Annotated in this window: 17 protein-coding genes and 4 riboswitches; of the genes, 13 read left to right on the forward strand and 4 right to left on the reverse strand. The window is 33.0% G+C overall.

Annotated features, from left to right (window positions below; genetic code table 11):
• Nucleotides 1-163 precede the first annotated feature (163 nt).
• The 6 genes from CIW83_RS17125 to pepT all read left to right on the forward strand — a co-directional run bounded on the left by CIW83_RS17125 (nucleotide 164) and on the right by pepT (nucleotide 7,171).
• Nucleotides 164-823 (forward strand): response regulator transcription factor, encoded by a 660-nt coding sequence (locus CIW83_RS17125; protein ID WP_094903408.1) that lies wholly within the window; start codon nucleotides 164-166, stop codon nucleotides 821-823.
• Nucleotides 820-2,214, forward strand: coding sequence for a HAMP domain-containing sensor histidine kinase (locus CIW83_RS17130; RefSeq protein WP_094903410.1), 1,395 nt, complete (start codon nucleotides 820-822; stop codon nucleotides 2,212-2,214). Before CIW83_RS17125 ends, CIW83_RS17130 begins: the two co-directional genes overlap by 4 nt.
• A 196-nt stretch (nucleotides 2,215-2,410) precedes the next feature.
• The gene (locus CIW83_RS17135) at nucleotides 2,411-3,136 is read left to right on the forward strand and encodes a hypothetical protein (protein WP_094903412.1); all 726 of its coding nucleotides are present in this window, start codon (nucleotides 2,411-2,413) and stop codon (nucleotides 3,134-3,136) included.
• Nucleotides 3,137-3,384: 248 nt separating this feature from the next.
• On the forward strand, nucleotides 3,385-4,137 hold the full coding sequence (locus CIW83_RS17140) for a ThiF family adenylyltransferase (RefSeq protein ID WP_094903414.1): 753 nt from the start codon (nucleotides 3,385-3,387) through the stop codon (nucleotides 4,135-4,137).
• Between the two features lie 265 nt (nucleotides 4,138-4,402).
• Nucleotides 4,403-5,932 (forward strand): YfcC family protein, encoded by a 1,530-nt coding sequence (locus CIW83_RS17145; RefSeq protein WP_094903416.1) that lies wholly within the window; start codon nucleotides 4,403-4,405, stop codon nucleotides 5,930-5,932.
• 27 nt (nucleotides 5,933-5,959) lie between these two features.
• Nucleotides 5,960-7,171, forward strand: a complete 1,212-nt coding sequence (gene pepT, locus CIW83_RS17150) for a peptidase T (protein ID WP_094903418.1) — start codon at nucleotides 5,960-5,962, stop codon at nucleotides 7,169-7,171.
• 89 nt (nucleotides 7,172-7,260) lie between these two features.
• On the opposite strand, the gene CIW83_RS17155 is transcribed toward pepT, so the two are convergent.
• A complete protein-coding gene (locus tag CIW83_RS17155; protein WP_094903420.1) occupies nucleotides 7,261-7,782 on the reverse strand; it encodes a folate family ECF transporter S component in 522 nt (173 codons plus the stop codon).
• 50 nt (nucleotides 7,783-7,832) lie between these two features.
• Nucleotides 7,833-7,925: riboswitch (THF riboswitch) on the reverse strand.
• A 249-nt stretch (nucleotides 7,926-8,174) separates the two neighbouring features.
• Complete coding sequence (locus tag CIW83_RS17160; protein WP_094903424.1) at nucleotides 8,175-8,999, reverse strand: MerR family transcriptional regulator; 825 nt, start codon at nucleotides 8,997-8,999, stop codon at nucleotides 8,175-8,177.
• An 85-nt stretch (nucleotides 9,000-9,084) separates the two neighbouring features.
• Between CIW83_RS17160 and CIW83_RS17165 the strand changes: the two genes are divergently transcribed.
• Nucleotides 9,085-10,338: an MATE family efflux transporter gene (locus CIW83_RS17165; RefSeq protein ID WP_201259990.1), complete on the forward strand. Its 1,254-nt coding sequence runs from the start codon at nucleotides 9,085-9,087 to the stop codon at nucleotides 10,336-10,338.
• Between the two features lie 370 nt (nucleotides 10,339-10,708).
• Here CIW83_RS17165 and CIW83_RS17170 read toward each other — a convergent pair whose 3' ends face one another.
• Both CIW83_RS17170 and CIW83_RS17175 read right to left on the reverse strand, forming a co-directional pair.
• Nucleotides 10,709-11,119, reverse strand: a complete 411-nt coding sequence (locus CIW83_RS17170) for a GNAT family N-acetyltransferase (RefSeq protein WP_094903426.1) — start codon at nucleotides 11,117-11,119, stop codon at nucleotides 10,709-10,711.
• Between the two features lie 48 nt (nucleotides 11,120-11,167).
• The gene (locus CIW83_RS17175) at nucleotides 11,168-12,394 is read right to left on the reverse strand and encodes an aminotransferase class III-fold pyridoxal phosphate-dependent enzyme (RefSeq protein ID WP_094903428.1); all 1,227 of its coding nucleotides are present in this window, start codon (nucleotides 12,392-12,394) and stop codon (nucleotides 11,168-11,170) included.
• 120 nt (nucleotides 12,395-12,514) lie between these two features.
• Here CIW83_RS17175 and CIW83_RS17180 point away from each other — a divergent pair, with 120 nt between their 5' ends.
• From CIW83_RS17180 to CIW83_RS17205, 6 genes are all read left to right on the forward strand, one after another.
• Entirely contained in the window at nucleotides 12,515-13,870 is a 1,356-nt protein-coding gene (locus tag CIW83_RS17180; RefSeq protein ID WP_201259991.1) for a PLP-dependent aminotransferase family protein, read from the forward strand.
• Between the two features lie 80 nt (nucleotides 13,871-13,950).
• Nucleotides 13,951-14,049, forward strand: a riboswitch (TPP riboswitch).
• Nucleotides 14,050-14,139: 90 nt separating this feature from the next.
• Nucleotides 14,140-14,237: riboswitch (TPP riboswitch) on the forward strand.
• Between the two features lie 87 nt (nucleotides 14,238-14,324).
• Nucleotides 14,325-14,423, forward strand: a riboswitch (TPP riboswitch).
• 79 nt (nucleotides 14,424-14,502) lie between these two features.
• Complete coding sequence (gene thiD / locus CIW83_RS17185; RefSeq protein WP_094903487.1) at nucleotides 14,503-15,324, forward strand: bifunctional hydroxymethylpyrimidine kinase/phosphomethylpyrimidine kinase; 822 nt, start codon at nucleotides 14,503-14,505, stop codon at nucleotides 15,322-15,324.
• A complete protein-coding gene (gene cytX, locus CIW83_RS17190; protein ID WP_094903489.1) occupies nucleotides 15,324-16,535 on the forward strand; it encodes a putative hydroxymethylpyrimidine transporter CytX in 1,212 nt (403 codons plus the stop codon). The genes thiD and cytX overlap by 1 nt, the downstream gene beginning before the upstream one ends.
• The gene (gene thiM / locus CIW83_RS17195) at nucleotides 16,519-17,343 is read left to right on the forward strand and encodes a hydroxyethylthiazole kinase (RefSeq protein ID WP_094903491.1); all 825 of its coding nucleotides are present in this window, start codon (nucleotides 16,519-16,521) and stop codon (nucleotides 17,341-17,343) included. Before cytX ends, thiM begins: the two co-directional genes overlap by 17 nt.
• Nucleotides 17,327-17,962, forward strand: a complete 636-nt coding sequence (thiE, locus tag CIW83_RS17200; protein WP_094903493.1) for a thiamine phosphate synthase — start codon at nucleotides 17,327-17,329, stop codon at nucleotides 17,960-17,962. Before thiM ends, thiE begins: the two co-directional genes overlap by 17 nt.
• A 149-nt stretch (nucleotides 17,963-18,111) precedes the next feature.
• Entirely contained in the window at nucleotides 18,112-18,930 is an 819-nt protein-coding gene (locus CIW83_RS17205; RefSeq protein WP_094903495.1) for a MerR family transcriptional regulator, read from the forward strand.
• The last annotated feature ends 158 nt before the right edge of the window (nucleotides 18,931-19,088 follow it).

Below are 19,088 nucleotides of genomic sequence, written 5' to 3' on the forward strand. Positions count from 1 at the left end.
TAGGCATCAAATATTAAAAAAATAACTATATTTGAAAAAAAATAATTTCAATGATATTATAAATTCATTAAAATTAAAAATTACTTTTCCATGGTTTAAATTAGAAGTGTCTATGTTTTATATTTAAAAAGTTTAGAATAGGAAGAAGAAAAGGGGTGGATTTATGGCATTAATTTTAATTGTTGAGGATGAAATGCCTATCAATGTTTTAATTAATAGAAACTTAAAGTTAGTAGGGCATGAGTGTATATCTGTATATGATGGTGAAGCTGCGTTGGAAATAATACAGAAACATACATTTGATTTGATACTACTTGACATAATGCTACCTAAAATGAATGGCTATGAGGTTTTAGAGGCAGTAAAGAAAATGAATATACCAGTTATATTTCTTACATCAAAAAGTTCCCTTTCAGATAGAGTTAAGGGATTGACATTAGGTGCTGATGATTATATAGTAAAACCCTTTGAAATGGTGGAATTACAGGCACGTGTTGAAGCTTTGCTACGACGGACAAATAAGGCTCAAAAGTTTTTTGTACTTAGCAATGTTCGTGTGAATTTAGATGGACGACAAGCATTTCTCAATGATAAATTAGTCGATATTACACCACAAGAGTTTGATTTGCTAGTTGTATTGATTCGAAATCGAAATATTGCTCTTTCACGTGAAAAATTACTAGAACTAGCATGGGGATATGATTTTGAAGGTGATACAAGAACAGTAGATGTTCATATCACAAAGTTGCGGAAAAAACTAGGCTTAGATAATTATATAAAGACAGTATATAAATTAGGATATAGACTGGAGGTGCTGGATTGAAGTTCAGAACATTCGTTGCCACCTTTACTTTATTTTTGATAATATTTTTTGCCAGTTTGTTTTTTATTTCAGCTTTTATTTTTAATAATCAGATGACTATTATAAAAGAACGAGGAATAAATGAGCACTATTTTATTTCTTCTTCATTTGGTAAAGACCTAATGGCTGTTGTCAATCGTGGAGGAGACTTAGATGAAGCAATAGAGCAGCTTTTTGATTTCTATACAGAGTACTATCAAAAGCAAAATGTATTTTTAGAATTATTTTCGCAAGAGGAGATGATATACAGTAGTTTATCAGAACGTCAAGATAAATTAGGACGCTATTCTACAGAAACAGGTATGAGAAAAGCAACTTTTGAAGATATAGGTGATGGCGTTTATTTTAAGGTCATTGGAGAATTGCCGGGAACTGATAATAAATTTAGCATTCAGTATCTTTACGATATTTCGGGTGAATTGAAGGGATGGAAGGATATACAGCGTATTTTGTTGTTAGTTGGTATCATGTTTGCCATTATTTTAGCCGTAAGCCTTCAATATCTTCTAGGACGTGTTTTCAAACCATTGGATATGGTGTCAGCTGCCTCAAAGAAAATTGCTGATGGACAATATGATAACCGTATTACCGTATCTGGAAGCAATGAAATTGCTGAAATGGCAGGGAGTTTCAATAACATGGCAGAGGAAATCCAACGACGCATTACTCAACTTGCGGAAGCGTCGGAGCAAAAACAGCAATTTATAGACAATTTAGCACATGAGATACGCACCCCCCTTACTTCGGTCTATGGATTCGCTGAATATATTCAGAAAGCTACTATAAGTGACGAAGAAAAAATACTAGCTGCCGATTATATAATGTCTGAAAGTCAACGTATGCTCAATATATCGAACAGACTTTTAGAGTTAGCTACATTAAGGAACCAGAAAATTAAAATGAAAGAAGTAGATGTAAAAAATCTATTTGAACACTCTTATAAATCCCTAGCGGCGAAGCTGACTGAAAATCAGATTTCACTTAAGTGGAAAAGTCAGATAGATACTATTTATGGCGATATGGATTTATTACAAAGTCTGCTTCTTAATTTTACTGATAATGCTATAAAAGCTTGCAATTCTAAAGGGGTCATTATATGGAATGCTTATATTGAAAACGGATGTCATGTTCTATCTGTACAAGATAATGGTGAAGGTATTCCGCAAAATGAAATTAACAAAGTAACAGATCCATTTTATCGTGTAGATGAATCACGAAATCGAGCAAAAGGTGGTGCAGGACTTGGACTCTCTATTTGTGAACAAATAGCTCATTGTCACAATGCTATGCTTTCAATTGAATCATTACCAAATATGGGTACTATAGTAAAATTAACTTTTACAAGTTCATAACAAGTTCATAATAATTCAATAATATCTTATGATTATACTTTATTTGTGTCTATCACTAAAATAAATTTGAAAGGAGATTCATCTATGGCACAAAGAAAAGAAATAAAGAAAAAAAAGTATCTGGAGGACAGTAGCATCAAGTACAATTGCTATAGGCTTATGTGGTACGATTTTTGTAGGAGCCAGCAATACAGCAATGGCATTAGCATTGGATAAAGAGGAATCAATTCCTACAACGTACAATATTAGTACTACAGTAATTGATAAGGCTGATGATTATGTAAAGGCTGACTACAATGTTTTGGAGAACAAAATCATGTCATCTACAAATGCCAGTGCATTGCCAATTGAAGAGGCAGCTGAGATTGGGGCCCAATATCTTTGGGATATGTTTCAGATTGATTTAGAGGGTAAGACAATTTATATGTCCTACTTCGTTGACCCTTCTGTTGCCAAAGCATACTGGAGTGGCGATATTATTGAAACGGGCAGTGATATTTCAGATGGACCACCAACTTACAGCTTCGTCATCGAAGCTATATCTGGTAAAAGAAATTCTGTTTCAAAGCAATACGGAAGAAAAGAAACAACTGTACCTTTTAACTATCAAAAAGTTACAGAAGAGTATAAAAATAATTGTGATGAATACTTACAGTTGGCAAAGCAATTTACTGAAAAACATTTTGGAACTAAAGCAATTGCAGCAGAGTTCAAAGATATAGCTGCATCTATCGATGGAAAAAGTATTCCAGCTGGAAAATCGCCTTCTGATGCAAGAGCCTATGAAATATTTGTTGTTGTTCTTGTAACCGATGAGGAAGGACAGCAGACAGAAGTCACCATATCAACTGATAGCAAAAATCTCCAAACTATTAATACCATCGATCCTGATAGGAATAATGATGATAATTATCTTGGTTAATAAAAAAGGTTTTTAAGGGTTATTGGGTTATATATTATAATTAATTTATGATATGTTTCTTTATTGTTTCAGTAAAAAATTATTATATACCTTTATAGGATTCAAAAAGCTATATTTTACTTCTCGAATACTTAGAGAAATTACTAATCAAGGCTAGATATCCTTGACTTTAAGTAGTATAATATATTAATGAATCCCACTTTATTGTGGGATTTTTAGACTAAAATTTCAATTAAGGAGAGAAGTAGATGAATGAATTTTCAAGAACCGAGCTTCTGCTTGGAGTTGAAGGTGTAGATAAATTAAGAAACTCATTTGTTGCAGTATTTGGTATAGGTGGAGTTGGATCATTTACAGTAGAGGCTTTGGTAAGAAGTGGAGTAGGTAATATTGCCATAGTTGATGATGATAAGGTCTGCTTAACAAATATAAATAGACAGCTGATAGCAACAAGAAAGACTATAGGAAAACACAAGGTTGAGGTCATGAGAGATAGGATATTGGAAATAAATCCAAAAGTTAATGTAGAGATACATCAGACCTTCTACACTGTAGATAATGCAGATGAGTTTGATCTATCTAAATATACTTATGTAGTAGATGCTATTGATACTGTCTCTTCAAAGTTAACTCTAATTGAGAAAGCAAAGAAATGTAACACTCTAATTATTAGTTGTATGGGCGCAGGAAACAAACTAGACCCAACTAGATTTGAAGTAACTGATATATATAAGACAAGCATATGTCCGCTTGCCCGAACAATGCGTTCCGAGTTGAGAAAAAGAGGTATTGATTCCTTAAAGGTGGTATATTCAAAGGAACCAGCATTAAAGCCGATAGAAAACGAAGAAGATAATTGTAAGAATAAATGTATTTGTCCTCCAGGTACAGCTCGTAAATGTACTATTAGAAGGCAAATCCCGGGAAGTGTATCATTTGTTCCATCTGTAGCAGGTTTAATTATTGCTGGAGAAGTAATAAAGGATATCATTGAATTATAAAGAAAATAAGATATTAATTGTTAATGATAATTTAATATAGTATTAAAACAAAATTTATTAGAGCAACTATTTATTTAGTTGCTCTTTTTTGTATTTTAAATTAATAAGAAAATAATTAAAGTAAGTACTTGGTTAGAAGAAATTCATAATCCTTTGTAAATTTCTATAGAGATGAAAAAAATAGCTATAAATTAGCTAATAAATGCAAATACTGTTTAGGAAATACTAAATGATTGTAACCATTACTATATAGGGAGATGAAAATATGAATGAAGAAAGGAAAAATAAAAGGAAGAAAAGGTTTGAATTTCCCACAGCCTTTACAGTTTTATTTATAATTCTAATACTTGCTGCTATATTAACTTATATAGTTCCAGCAGGATTTTATTCAAAATTACAATATGATTCAGATCAGAATGTTTTTTTGGTAGAAAATCATCAGGGGGAAATAAACACACTTCCGGCGACTCAAGAAACACTAAATACCTTAAACATTAGGATGGATATTAGTAAGTTTACAGATGGTAGTATTAAAAAACCTATAGCTATACCGGATACTTATCAGACTATACCACAGTCGCCACAAGGAGTTTTATCAGTTATCATGTCACCTATTGAAGGTATTATGGATACTGTTGATATTATGGTTTTTGTCCTAATCTTAGGAGGAATTATAGGTTTAGTTAATAAGACTGGAACATTCGATGCAGGGATTGCTGCCCTATCAAAGAGAACAAAGGGAAAAGAGTTTTTATTAGTAGTGTTTGTTACATCACTAATAGCCTTAGGAGGAACTACCTTTGGATTAGCGGAAGAAACCATTGCTTTATATCCTATACTTATGCCTATATTTGTAGCTAGTGGATATGATGCGATAGTTTGTATTGCAGCAATATATATGGGATCTTCAATTGGGTCCATGTATTCAACTGTAAATCCTTTTTCAGTAGTTATTGCCTCAAATGCTGCTGGAATTTCATTTAATGAAGGGCTTACATTCCGTATTATAGCTTTAGTATTGGCTACTATAATAACTTTAATATATATCTACTACTATGCCAGAAAAGTAAAGAGAAATCCAAAGGATTCTTTAATATATGAGGATATGGAAAAGATAGAGGAAAGATTTTTGAAAAATTATGACCCTGAGAATGTAGCTCCCTTTAATTGGAGAAGAATCCTGATACTTGTTATATTTTTAGGTGCATTTCCATTTATGATTTGGGGAGTTTCTAGAGGTGGATGGTGGTTCCCAGAAATGGCGGCATTATTTTTAGCAGTAGCTATTGTCATAGTGTTCTTGTCAGGACTATCAGAAAAAGAAGCTATTAATACATTTATAAATGGTGCAGCAGACTTAGTAGGTGTTGCACTTATAATAGGAGTTGCAAGAGCAATTAATATTGTAATGGATAATGGAATGATATCTGATACATTGCTATTCTATACATCATCTATCATTAGAAATATGAATGGCGGTATTTTTGCAGTAGTTCAGATGATACTCTTTAGTTTTCTAGGATTTTTTATACCATCTTCATCAGGGCTAGCCACACTCTCTATGCCTATAATGGCTCCACTGGCAGATACAGTAGGAGTATCTAGAGATATTGTAGTTACGGCATATAACTGGGGGCAAGGTTGGATGGCATTTATTACACCAACAGGGTTAATTTTGGCAACACTAGAAATGGTAGATGTAACATATAATAAATGGCTAAAGTTTATACTGCCATTAATGGGAGTAATCGGAGTATTCTCTATGATAATGCTTATTATACAAACATTACTATAAGATTACTTTAATCGAAAGGATGATTATATGGATAGAATCGTTGAAAGATTTAAAAAGTATATTGCTATAGATACGAAATCTGATGAAAATAGTAGTACCTGTCCTAGTACTCCAGGTCAATTGGAGCTAGGTACTTTATTAGTGGATGAGCTAAAGGAATTGGGACTTGAAGATGTTAAGCAGGATGAAAATGGATATGTATATGCTACTCTCAAATCTAATACTGATAAGAAAGTACCCACTATAGGATTTATCTCCCACTTAGATACTAGTCCAGATTTAGATGGTAAATGTACAAATCCAAAGATTTTCACATATAGGGGCGGAGATATAGAGTTAAATGAACAATATAGTATAACTATAAAAGAATTTCCTTTCCTAAGAAATCTTATAGGTAAGGAGCTTATTACAACAGATGGAACAACTCTATTAGGGGCTGATGATAAGGCTGGAATTTCTGTAATTATGGATGCGATGGAATATTTAGTCAAACATCCGGAAATAAAACATGGAGATATTAAGATTGGATTTACACCAGATGAAGAAATTGGAAGAGGAGCAGATTTATTTGATATAAAGAACTTTAAAGCGGACTTTGGATATACTGTTGATGGGGGTCCTGTAGGCGAACTGGAATATGAAAATTTTAATGCTGCAAGTGTGAAGATAGAGATCCGAGGAAAAAACGTACATCCAGGTACGGCGAAAAATATTATGGTAAATTCACTTAGAATAGCCATGGAAATTGAATCTATGCTGCCAGTAAATGAAAAACCAGAATATACAGAGGGCTATGAAGGATTTTATTTATTAGATGAAATAACTGGAAGCATAGACCATACAGTTATTAGCTATATTATTAGAGATCACTGTAAGGATAGGTTTGACAAGAAAAAGGAAGATTTTAGAAAGATAATAAATTTCTTAAATGATAAGTATGGAAATACAATTACCATAGAGATTAAAGATAGCTATTATAATATGAAAGAAAAAATCGAACCGCATATGGAAATCATTGAACTTGCTAAAAGGTCTATGATAGAACTAGGAATTCAGCCAATTATTCAACCTATTAGGGGAGGAACTGATGGGGCGAAGCTTTCCTATATGGGTCTTCCGTGTCCTAATATCTTTACGGGAGGTTATAATTTTCATGGAAGATTTGAGTTTATCCCAACAGAAGCAATGAAGCTAGCATCACAGTTAATTGTAAAAATTGTTGAAAATAACGCAAAATAATCAAGTAAAGGGTAGTAAATTAATATAAAAAGATCAAGGATGTGAAGAGAATAAAGTTTTCACATCCTTGATTTTATAAAATTATATTATTACCTAAAATCAAATTGCTTTATTATTATATCATTTATTGCCTTTAACAGTATTGCATATACAGGAATTGAAAGTGCTTGTTTAATACCAGCTTTCCACATATAGAACCATATAGTATTTCTACCAAAAAGTAAAGATGTGAATATAGGTACCATTATTACAGAAGTTATGGTTTGTCCAACAAAAATCCCAATAAAGATTTTCCATAGTTTATAATCTGGATATTTATCTCCTAGAAGTCTTGTTATAAGTATTGGTATTGCTCCGGTTAAAGCTGATGTTAAAGTAAATAAGGGATTAAATGATCCTGTTGAAGATGGTCTAATTAGAAAGCCTACTACATCGGCTAATCCTCCAACTATAAATCCCATTAAAGGCCCAAGGGCATAGCCTGAAAATATTATAGGAAATCCCCCAAAACTTATACTTCCTATTCTCATGGTGTTGATGGCTACGGATAGTGCTACAAATATAGCTCCGTAAGCGATTTTTTTTGTTGTAAAACGACTTTCCTTAATCATTAAAAAAACTCCTTTCTTTTATGACCTGCACATAAGAAAGAAGTCTTATGAGCAGTGAACGCGATAACAAACCGCAAGCATAGCTTTTCGTCTTGAGACAACGTTCCATTCTCAAACACTTAACGCTTGTTATCTACTCTGTCATATATTATTTTATTTTCCAAATTCTATAATAACATATATTAGAATTGATTTACAGATAATTTGTTTATTTATAGATTTTAATTTGCATGGACGAGATTTTAAATATCCAGTAATAAGGTGTTTTTACAGGATATTGATATTATAGTGAAGTTAATTCCCTATGGCAAGTGTACATAAGGTAATTCCTGACTAAGATCAGGATGGAATGTTTTGGAGAATTCTAATGGACCAAACAGCTTTTATTCTGGTCATTCCTTAATCAGAACTGAAATTTTAATTACAAAATTTTCATATCCGACAACAGATAACTCATCTAAAACCGCATCTTCAAAAAAATATTCTATTAGCTGTAGTTGATGCTGCTCTGCAAAGGTAAGTATTTTTTCATAAGTTTCCTCAATTGAAGAATAACCATTTGTGTGATATGCAGTTAAGTATCGACCTGACTTTTTAAGATAAATATCAACCTTTGGTAGTTGCGTAGAAACCTTTGTATAGAAATAATCATAGGCATTAAAATCCTTTTCAAGAATGTTTGAACTACTAATCATCTGACCTACAGAATAAGGGATAAAGATATTATTTTCTATACAAGATTTTATGTGATTTGCAAAGGATATGAATACACTGCGTTCTCCTGTCCATGGTAGAGTAGGTGTTAAAAGCAATAACTCTTCCTTTTCTTCTGATATAGAAATATTTTTTGTATCTACATTAAATAGAGATTTAGTAAGCTGTGATTTTTGCGAAATTAATTCCTTCATGGCAAGAAGCCGATCAATTTTTTTGTCGATTTCATCTTCCTGTTTATTCAATAAATCAATAAGTTTTTCTGGTCCCCGTATATCTAAATAAGCTTTAATTTCTTTCAATGGCATTCCCAATTCTTTTAATGCAGATATGACATAGAAAGGTTCAACTTGAAAAACAGAATAATATCTGTATTCATTTTCTCCTTTTAGTTCTGGAGAAAATATACCTATTTGATCATAATGGAATAAAGTGTGTTTTGTAACCCCTACAATTTTTGCAAATTCTCCAGTTGTAAAGTAATTCTGTAAGTTTTTGTTCATAAATAAAATCTCCTCTTGACTATCGGGTAACACTATACTTTATTATAATCAATGTTATATAAATTATCAATAGGAGAAAATCATCATGAAAAATTCGATAGATAAGGAATTTAGCTTCTATTCACTATTTAAATTTGCCCTTCCAACTATAGTGATGATAGTTTTTATGTCATTGTATACAATTGTTGATGGACTGTTTGTATCTCGTTTTGTTGGCACAACAGCATTATCGGCAGTTAATATTGTATATCCAATTTATAATGTAATTATTGCTATAGGGCTTATGTTTGCTACAGGAGGAAGTGCAGTGATTGCTAAAAAAATGGGGGAAGGGGAAAGTCAAGCTGCAAGAGAAAACTTTAGTTTGATTGTTTTAGTTGGTGTTATGATAGGTTTGATTATTTTGGTAGTAGGTATTGCTTTTATTAAACCCCTAGTAGTTTTATTAGGAGCCAATGAAGCAGTACTTCAGCTATGCCTTGACTATGGGAGAACATTTTTATTTTTTACTCCCCTTGCCATACTTCAAATGCTGTTTCAATGTTTTTTTGTTACTGCTGGAAAACCTGAGCTTGGACTTGTAATGACTATTGTTGGTGGTTGTACAAACATTGTACTTGATTATATCTTTATTGTTCCAATGCAAATGGGTATTGTAGGTGCTGCAATTGCTACTGGAATAGGTATTACAATTCCAGCTGTTTTTGGAATGCTCTATTTTACTTTCCTCAGAAAGGGAACATTATATTTTGTAAAACCAAAGCTAGATAAAAAAGTTCTATGGGACAGCTGCTTTAACGGTTCATCTGAAATGGTGAGCAATATTGCACTTGCTGTGGTTACCTTTTTATATAATATAATAATGATGAAGTATTTAGGAGAAAATGGTGTTGCAGCAATTACTATTATGCTATATGCTCAATTCTTATTAAATGCTGTATTTATGGGATTTTCAATGGGTGTATCCCCAATTATTAGTTTTAATTATGGAAGCCAAAATATAATACAAATTAAAAAAATTTTTCGATACTGTATAACTTTCATTGTGGTAAGCTCGATTATATCCTATGCTGTTGCGACGTTATCTGCACCATTACTCGTTCAACTGTTTGTTCCTAAAAACAGTGTAGTATATAATATTACTATAGAAAAATTTTATATTTTTAGTATCAATTTTCTCTTTGCAGGAATAAACATATTTACATCTGCTATGTTTACTGCATTTTCAAATGGTAGGGTTTCAGCAATTGTTTCTTTTATGAGAACTTTCGTATTTATTACAGCAGGACTTATTATATTGCCATTAATTTGGGGTATAGAGGCGTATGGTATGCTATGACCATAGCCGAATTTTTAGCTATGATAATGTGTATTATATATTTGGCTGTTTTTAGAAAAGATTATCATTATGCCTAAATATTAGATTAATATAGAGGTTTTATTTATGGTAACGTAAGTCATGGAGTTAGAGGCTAAAAAATAGATTATGACTTAGAGGGATATTAAAAATATATGTATTTTCAAGGGAAGTCTTTTGACTTCTTGATTCGATTTTAAAAGAGAATGTACATAACCATTATTATAAATTTTTATTTTATTTGAACATTTGAAACTATATTTGATTTATGAATAATACTCTAACTATCAAACTTCTGATATAATTATGATTCTATATTCGTAAAAATTAATGAGAATCGAATTTCAAGTTTTTACAGCCTAGTTCTTTTTTTCATCATAAACTTATGGGATTCCCTAGTAAAACCATATTGCTCATATAATCCGTGGGCGTCTTGAGTAGCTAGAATACCTAGCAATCCTTCTAATTCTTTAGTTGTCATAATATTTTCCATCAGTTTTTTTCCTAAACCATTGTTTCGATGATTTATGTCAACTATTATGTCACAAATCCAATAAACTGTAGAGTAATCTGTAACCACTCTACCAAATCCAACTAATTTGCCATTCTGGTATACTCCATAACAGATCGAATTTTCAATAGATTTAAATATTGTTTCTTCAGTTCTGTCATTAGCCCAATAAGATTGTTTTAATAATGATTTTACTGATTCAATATTTAATTTTGACTTATCTGTAGAGATATAATATTCAAAGTTGTTCATTTTATTACCTCCATAATTTTAATGATAATTTACCTAATAGCAGATAGGTTATTTAAATTTTATAGTTGAATCAGATTCTAGAATAAGTTCAAGAGAATTGCATAGGTTATCGATTTCTTCACTTTTAATTATTAATGGAGCATAGAAATGTAGATAATTATGAACATCTGAATATCCAATGAAAAAACCTCTTTCGAGAAGGACTTTAAATACTTCTGATGCTTTATGTCTTTTATCAAGAACCGCAACGTTCATCATTCCTCTTCCACGTACTTCCATTATTCCACCTGTACGTTCACCTATTTCAGCTAGTTTATGACGAAAATATTCTCCTATTTTATTTCCGTATTCAACGAGATTTTCATTTAACATGACTTCAATTACTTTCCTTGCGACCATACAACCTAGAGGGTCGTCCGTATGAGATTGGACGTATCTAAAATCTATTGACTCTACTATATCTGCCAATTCTGAACGAACCAGCAAGCTGCTTATAGGATAGCCGTTTCCAAGACCTTTACCTAGCGCAATAAAATCAGGGGAACTTGATTCACAGTCAAAGACCTTATAGTGTTGAAATCCAAACCATTTACCAGTCCTGCCGAAGCCTGTCGTAACTTCATTTGCTATAACAAAGCCTCCTGAATTTCTAATATTTTTAACTAGAAATGTGATTAGCTTATCTGGTGGACATAGGACAAGGCCCCCTGAATTCCCAGGCTCCAGAGCAAATGCAGCAATATATGAGAAATCTATATGATTATACTTACCACATTCTTCGCAGTTGGAATTTTTTGTACAGTTGAGGCACTCATATACATTTAGGTCTACCCATTGATTAGGGTTTCTAGGCAGTCTCAGTTCCGGAGATGTACCAAGATAAGAAATTGATAAGGAAAGTTTCTTTAGTCTACCAGTAACAAGTTCAGCCAGTAAAACAGCTAGAGAAACAGCCTCACTTCCCGATGACATAAAGGTTCCTTTATAGTTTCCATTAAGTTTAGACGCTTCAGTAAGTTCTTTTACTAATGCCCCCGGGTGTTCTGTATCAAAATATTGATGAGTATGAAATAAATGTCCCGCATTTTCAACTATAGTCGCCACGACTTCTTTCTTGCTATGACCTAGGACAGCAGCCCAACATCCTGATTCAAAATCAATCAGTTCTCCATATTCTTTAGTTTTGATTCGAGTACCTAAAGCTTCCATGACTGTTATGGAAGTATCTGGATTTGTAAACATTTTCATGCATCTATCTTTGTATAGTTCATCCACCTTTATTACCTCCAATATATTGTATTATTTTAGGTTAAGTATATAATGAAAAATATAGTAGTTCAATTATGTAAAATTCATTCTGTACTATTACAAAATATGGTGTAGAGGTGAAAAATGATGAAAAAAAGTAAAGTTGAGGTGGTTAAGGATTTTATATTTAGAGAAATTAAGGATGGGAAAATAAAAAATGGTCAGCGGCTTCCCAGCTGCAGAGAAGTATCTTCATACCTTTCTATAAATAAAATAACTGTAAATAAAGCATATAACGAATTGGAAAGGGAGCATAAGGTATATAGTATTCCTCGCGGAGGTTTTTACTTGATTGATTCAGAAGAAAGATTAAAGGTGGTGCAGGAAGAGGTGGATTTTAGGACAGTTAAGCCAGATGAAAAACTTATTCCATATAGAGAGTTCACTCATGTAATGAATAAGGCGGTTGATATGTATAAAAATACATTGTTTGAATATGAATCTAGCGGTGGACTATCTTCTTTAAGGGATACATTGAAGTATGAATTCGAGAAGGACGGAATATATACTGCTGCCGAAAGGATAATAATTACCAATGGAGCCCAACAAGCTATAGGGTTAGTATTTCAATATCTATTTGGGAAAAGTAAAGGTAAATTACTTGTTGAATCTCCTACATACAGTCTTGCTTTAAAATTGGCAGATCATTTAGGTATTGATATTATAGGAATTGAAAGGAGAGTTGATGGTTTTGACTATAAAGAAATGGAAATAATATTTAAGTCAGGTGAAATTACTGCCTTCTATGTTATACCAAGACATCATAATCCTACCGGTTATACTCTTTCTGAAAAAGACAAGCAGAAAATTGCCGAACTCTCTTATAAATATAATGTGCTTATTATAGAAGATGACTATTTAGCAGATTTAGGCTCAAGAAAAGGTTCTATGTCAATACATTATTATGATATAAGCAAAGGCACTATTTATATACGAAGCTTTTCAAAGGCTTTCATGCCTGGAATAAGGATGGGAGCAGCAGTACTTCCAGAATCCATGATTGAGGAAGTGATTAATATTAAGCATATTAGTGACTTGAATACATCAAAAATTCCACAAGCAGCACTGGATATTTTTATAAAATCAGGAATGTACGAAAAACATATTAAAAAAGTCAAAAAATCTTATGAAACTAAACTTAAGAAGGCAGCTAAAATCGTTAAATCATTAAGCCCGTTAGGTTTCAGTTGGTATGTTCCAGAACATGGAATATTCATATGGCTCCATCTGCCTGAGAATATAGAGGCTGTAGAATTTGAAAAGAAACTTAAGCATCATGGGATTCTTGTAAAAGCAGCATCAGAATTCTTTCCAGAAGAATGGTCTAAAGAGAAGAATCAGAGGAATTGTAATTACATAAGGATTTGCATATCAGGTGTTCCAGAAGAAAATATGGACGCTTTGGCTACTATAATTTCAGTTATGGAAGCTGAAGGAAAATAATAATATTTATAAAAGTTAGAGAAAAAATTATACTTTTGTAGCTTGATTATGTTATTACTATGGGATATAATCAATATAGTTAATATTTGCAGGGGGACTACAAGTAGTTGAGAAGGTAAAACCTGACCCTTTGAACCTGTTGGTTAATACCAACGTAGGGAAGCAAATCATTTATGTTATTTGTATTTGATTAGGGTGCTTCTCCGTATAGAGAAGTATCCTATTATTTATTTAAAATAGAGTTACTAAGTATAAAAAATGAATATAGTTAATATTTGCGGGGGGACTATAAATAGTTGAGAAGGTAAACCTGACCCTTTGAACCTGTTGGTTAATACCGACGTAGGGAAGCAAATCACTTACATTATTGTATTTGATTAGGGTGCTTCTCCGTGTAGAGAAGTGCCCTATTATTATTTAAGGTAAGGTCATTAAGTATAAAAATGAATATAATTAACATTTGCGGGGGGACTATAAATAGTTGAGAAGGTAAAACCTGACCCTTTGAACCTGTTGGTTAATACCGACGTAGGGAAGCAAATCACTTACATTATTGTATTTGATTAGGGTGCTTCTCCGTGTAGAGAAGTGCCCTAATTTATTATATATAAAGAACAAAGGGAGGAGTTTCAATGAAAAAGGTACTTAGTATTGCTGGATCAGATTGCAGTGGAGGTGCTGGGATACAAGCAGATTTAAAGACGTTTTCTGCACATGGGGTGTTTGGAATGAGTGTCATTGTTTCAGTAGTAGCAGAAAATACGAGCCGTGTTATCGATATACAAGATATTACTCCAGATATGATTGAGAAGCAGATTGATGCAGTATTTGAGGATATTGAGGTTGACGCTGTGAAAATTGGTATGCTGTCTACACAACTTTGTATGGAGGCAGTAGCAAGAAAACTGGAGCAATATAAGCCGTGTAATGTTGTAATTGATCCTGTAATGTATGCGAAAAATGGTTGCCCACTTATGGACCCCGATTCCATAGATACGTTGATCAAGGTTGTACTACCTTATGCTGATTTACTTACACCTAATATCCCAGAGGCTGAGAAGATATCAAATATTAAGATAAGCAGTACAGAAGATATGAAAATAGCAGCAAAGCTTATTTATGATATGGGGTGTAAAAATGTTCTTGTTAAAGGTGGTCATGCTATTGGAGATGCACTGGATATTTTATATGACGGTAAAGAGTTCTATTATTTTGAAACCCAGCGTATAAATACAAAAAATACTCATGGAACAGGTTGTACTTTCTCTTCGGCTATTGCTTCCAATCTTGCACTTGGTATGACTATGCCTATTGCTGTAAAGCAGGCTAAAAAATATATTACTACAGCAATTGAGCATTCGTTAAACATTGGTAAGGGTAATGGGCCAACACATCATTTTTATGAGCTATATAAAAATGGTTTGAAAATTAAGGAAAGTAAAGGAGATTTATAATGAAAAGTGAAAATCAAAAGGTGTCTACCTTTAGTCAAATATTATTATGGTTCGGTGCAGCAGTATCGATTGCTGAAATTATGACAGGAGCTTTACTTGCTCCTTTGGGACTAGTCCAAGGTATTTGGGCTATTATTATTGGACATGTAATTGGAGGGGCTATTCTTTTTCCAGCGGGACTGATTGGTGCAAAAACTGGTCTTTCTGCCGCTGAATCTGTTCGTATTTCTTTTGGTAAATATGGGTCCTTTGGGTTTTCGTGGATTAATATATTACAGCTTCTTGGTTGGACTGCGATTATGATTATTAACGGAGCAAAAGCATTTGATGGAATTACAAATCATCTTTGGGGCTATCAGAATGAAAAGTTATGGTGTATGGTTATTGGATTACTTATTTGTATTTGGGTAGTAATTAGTATTAAAAATCTGTCAAAATTAAATACTGTAGTGATGACGGTCTTGTTTATATTTACAATTATTCTTGGTTTTACGGTTTTCAAAAATACTAGTGGAGTAATTGTAATGGAAGAAACTATAAACTTTGGCACGGCGGTTGAACTTAATGTAGCTATGTCCCTTTCTTGGCTTCCTCTTATATCTGATTATACAAGAAAGTTGGAGAAGAAAATCACAGGTACTTTGTGGAGTGTAATAAGTTATTTTGTTGGTAGTACAGTGATGTTTGTAATTGGACTCGGTGCAGCAATTTACGCTGGCACATCGGATATTACAGCCATATTAATGTCTGCAGGACTTGGCTTGGTTGCTCTTGTAATTGTTCTATTTTCCACAGTTACCACTACATTTCTCGATGTTTATTCTGCAGGAGTAAGCACAGCGAATTTAAATAAAAAGGTAAATGAAAAGTTTGCTGCTGTTATTGCATGTGTCGTAGGTTCATTACTTGCAATGTTTGTTCCTATTAGTCAATATGAGAATTTTTTATATCTTATAGGTTCTGTATTTGCACCTTTATTTGCCATCCTGTTTGTGGATTATTTTCTGCTGCATAAAAAAGATATAGACCCTAGTCGCTCCCATAGCATAAGAAACATAATTTTATGGGTGATTGGATTTATCGTTTATCGTTTACTTATGCCTTATAACTCTATTATAGGAATCACGTTACCTGTAATGGTAGCAATGGGTGTTATATGCTTCATTATAAATAAAAGAAAGGTTGGAAATACTAATGAATCACTTAACTAATGCTTGCATGGACTTACTCCGCGAAGTCAGGATAAAAAATCCACTGATTCACAATATCACTAATTATGTGACAGTAAATGATTGTGCAAATGCCATTTTGGCAATAGGAGCATCTCCTATTATGGCAGATGATGTTGCAGAAGTAGAAGAAATCGTTTCAATATCTTCTGCTCTTGTAATTAATATAGGAACTCTAAATCAACGAACTATTACTTCAATGATTATAGCAGGAAAAAAAGCCAATGAACTTCATATTCCCGTAGTTTTAGATCCTGTTGGAGCAGGTGCCTCCTCACTGCGAAACAAAGCAACGCAGGAAATTCTCTCAGAAGTAAAAATAGATGTAATTCGTGGAAATTTATCAGAGATCTCCTTTGTAGCTGGACTAAGTGTTTCTACAAAAGGAGTTGACACTTCAAAAGCAGATGAAAGAAATGATGCGGAAGCTATTGCGAAGTCAGTGGCTAATAAATATTCTTGTGTTGTAGGAATTACAGGACAGGTAGATATCATTTCAGATGGCATTCGTGTTGCTAAAGTAGCCAATGGTCATAAACTGCTTTCCAAAGTAACTGGTACAGGCTGTATGACATCTGCACTTGCAGGTAGTTTCTGCGGTATAACAAAGGATCATTATACAGCAACGGTTACAGGAATTACTGCAATGGGAATTGCTGGTGAGATTTCCTTTGAAAAAACTAGAGAAATGGGAACAGGTAGCTTTCATATTGGTATCATTGATACTTTATCAAATATGGATAGCACATATTTTGTAGAAAGGGCGAAGATAGATGAAATCAAATATTGATTATACACTTTATCTTATAACAGATAGAGAGCTTATGAGTACAGAAAAACTGGAAACTGCTGTAGAGCAAGCCATTTTAGGCGGTTGTACGGTAATACAATTGAGAGAGAAAAATTGTTCATCTTTAGAGTTTTTTGAAATAGCAACGAAAATAAAAGAAATTACAGATAGATATCAGACTCCATTAATTATTAATGACCGAATTGATATTGCATTAGCGGTTGACGCTGCAGGTGTACATATTGGTCAGAGTGACCTACCTGTAACCATTGCGAGAAAATTGATTGGTGACAATAAAATTCTTGGTGTATCTGCATCTACCTTTGAAGAAGCAATAAAGGCGCAGTCAGAGGATGCAGACTATCTTGGTGTCGGAGCAATGTTTACAACTGGTACGAAAACAGATGCAAAGATTACATCCATAGATGAACTTGCACGAATACGAGAACATATTAAACTGCCTATTGTGGTGATTGGAGGAATTAATAAGACTACAATACCAAAATTTGAAGGCATAGGTATCCATGGGCTTGCAGTGGTCTCAGCTATTATTTCACAGCCAGATATAAAAGAAGCGGCTAAGGAGTTAAAAAGTATGTTTAGGAAAGGAAAAAATTGATGACTGCTTTTAGAATTATATATTTGATTTAGATGGTATAGTTTTCAAGAATCAACAGATAATTTTTAAATTATTTGTTGACTCTTACACTATGGCATACTTTATACTATAATTGAGCTCAAAAAACACATATATGTGAGGTAAGATAAATGTTAAAAATAGGTGATTTTTCAAAACTATCAATGATCAGTATAAGAATGCTACGTCATTATGATGAGATTGGTTTACTTATTCCCGAGAGTATAGATGATTTTACAGGTTATAGGTATTACAGTGAAGCACAATTGCCTCTTGCAGGTCGTATTAATGCACTAAAAGATATGGGATTTAGCCTAGCATCTATTTCTAAAATACTGAAAAATTATGAAAATCCACAGGCTCTAAAGGAATATTTATTGTTAAAACAGACAGAAATTCAAGAACAAGCGGAGGAAATAAATCGACGTTTACTGCTCATTGAGACTACTATTCAGAGACTTGGAAAGGATGATAAGACAATGAATTACAATGTAACGTTAAAAGAACTTCCTGAAAGATATGTGGCAAGTGTACGTAAGATAATTCCTAACTATGATCAGGAAGGAATGCTTTGGAATATTCTCATGGAAGAAACAGCATCTCTTCATATGCAAGATGGTGAACCGTGCTATACCTTAGCTATCTTTCATGATGGAGAGTATAAGGAAAGCGGAGTAGATGTAGAAGTTCAGAAATCAGTGCGTGGAAATTATGAAGACACTGAAAATGTTAAATTTAAGACCGTTGCTCCCATTCAAATTGCATCAGCTACCTACAAGGGAAGTTATGACCAAGTTATAGAAGTGAATGAAGCTGTAGCCAATTGGATTCGAGATAATGGATATGAATTTAATGGTTTATCCTTCTGTATTTACCATGTTAGTCCCTATGAAACACAGAATCCTGAAGAGTGGGTAACGGAAGTATGCTACCCTGTGAAAAAGAAATAAAATGAAATGACAAAAATCGTCTGTTATAAATACGGACGATTTTTTGATGTTTTATAAATACTACCCGCTATGAACTGATTTCTAAAAGTTAGAGAAAAGATCTAATATTTAGTTAAAAGTCAAACTTATAGTGGCGATTTCAAACTATCTGTTATAGA

This window comes from Tissierella sp. P1 (genome assembly GCF_002266425.1).
In the GTDB taxonomy this organism is placed as follows: Bacteria; Bacillota; Clostridia; order Tissierellales; family Tissierellaceae; genus Tissierella; species Tissierella carlieri.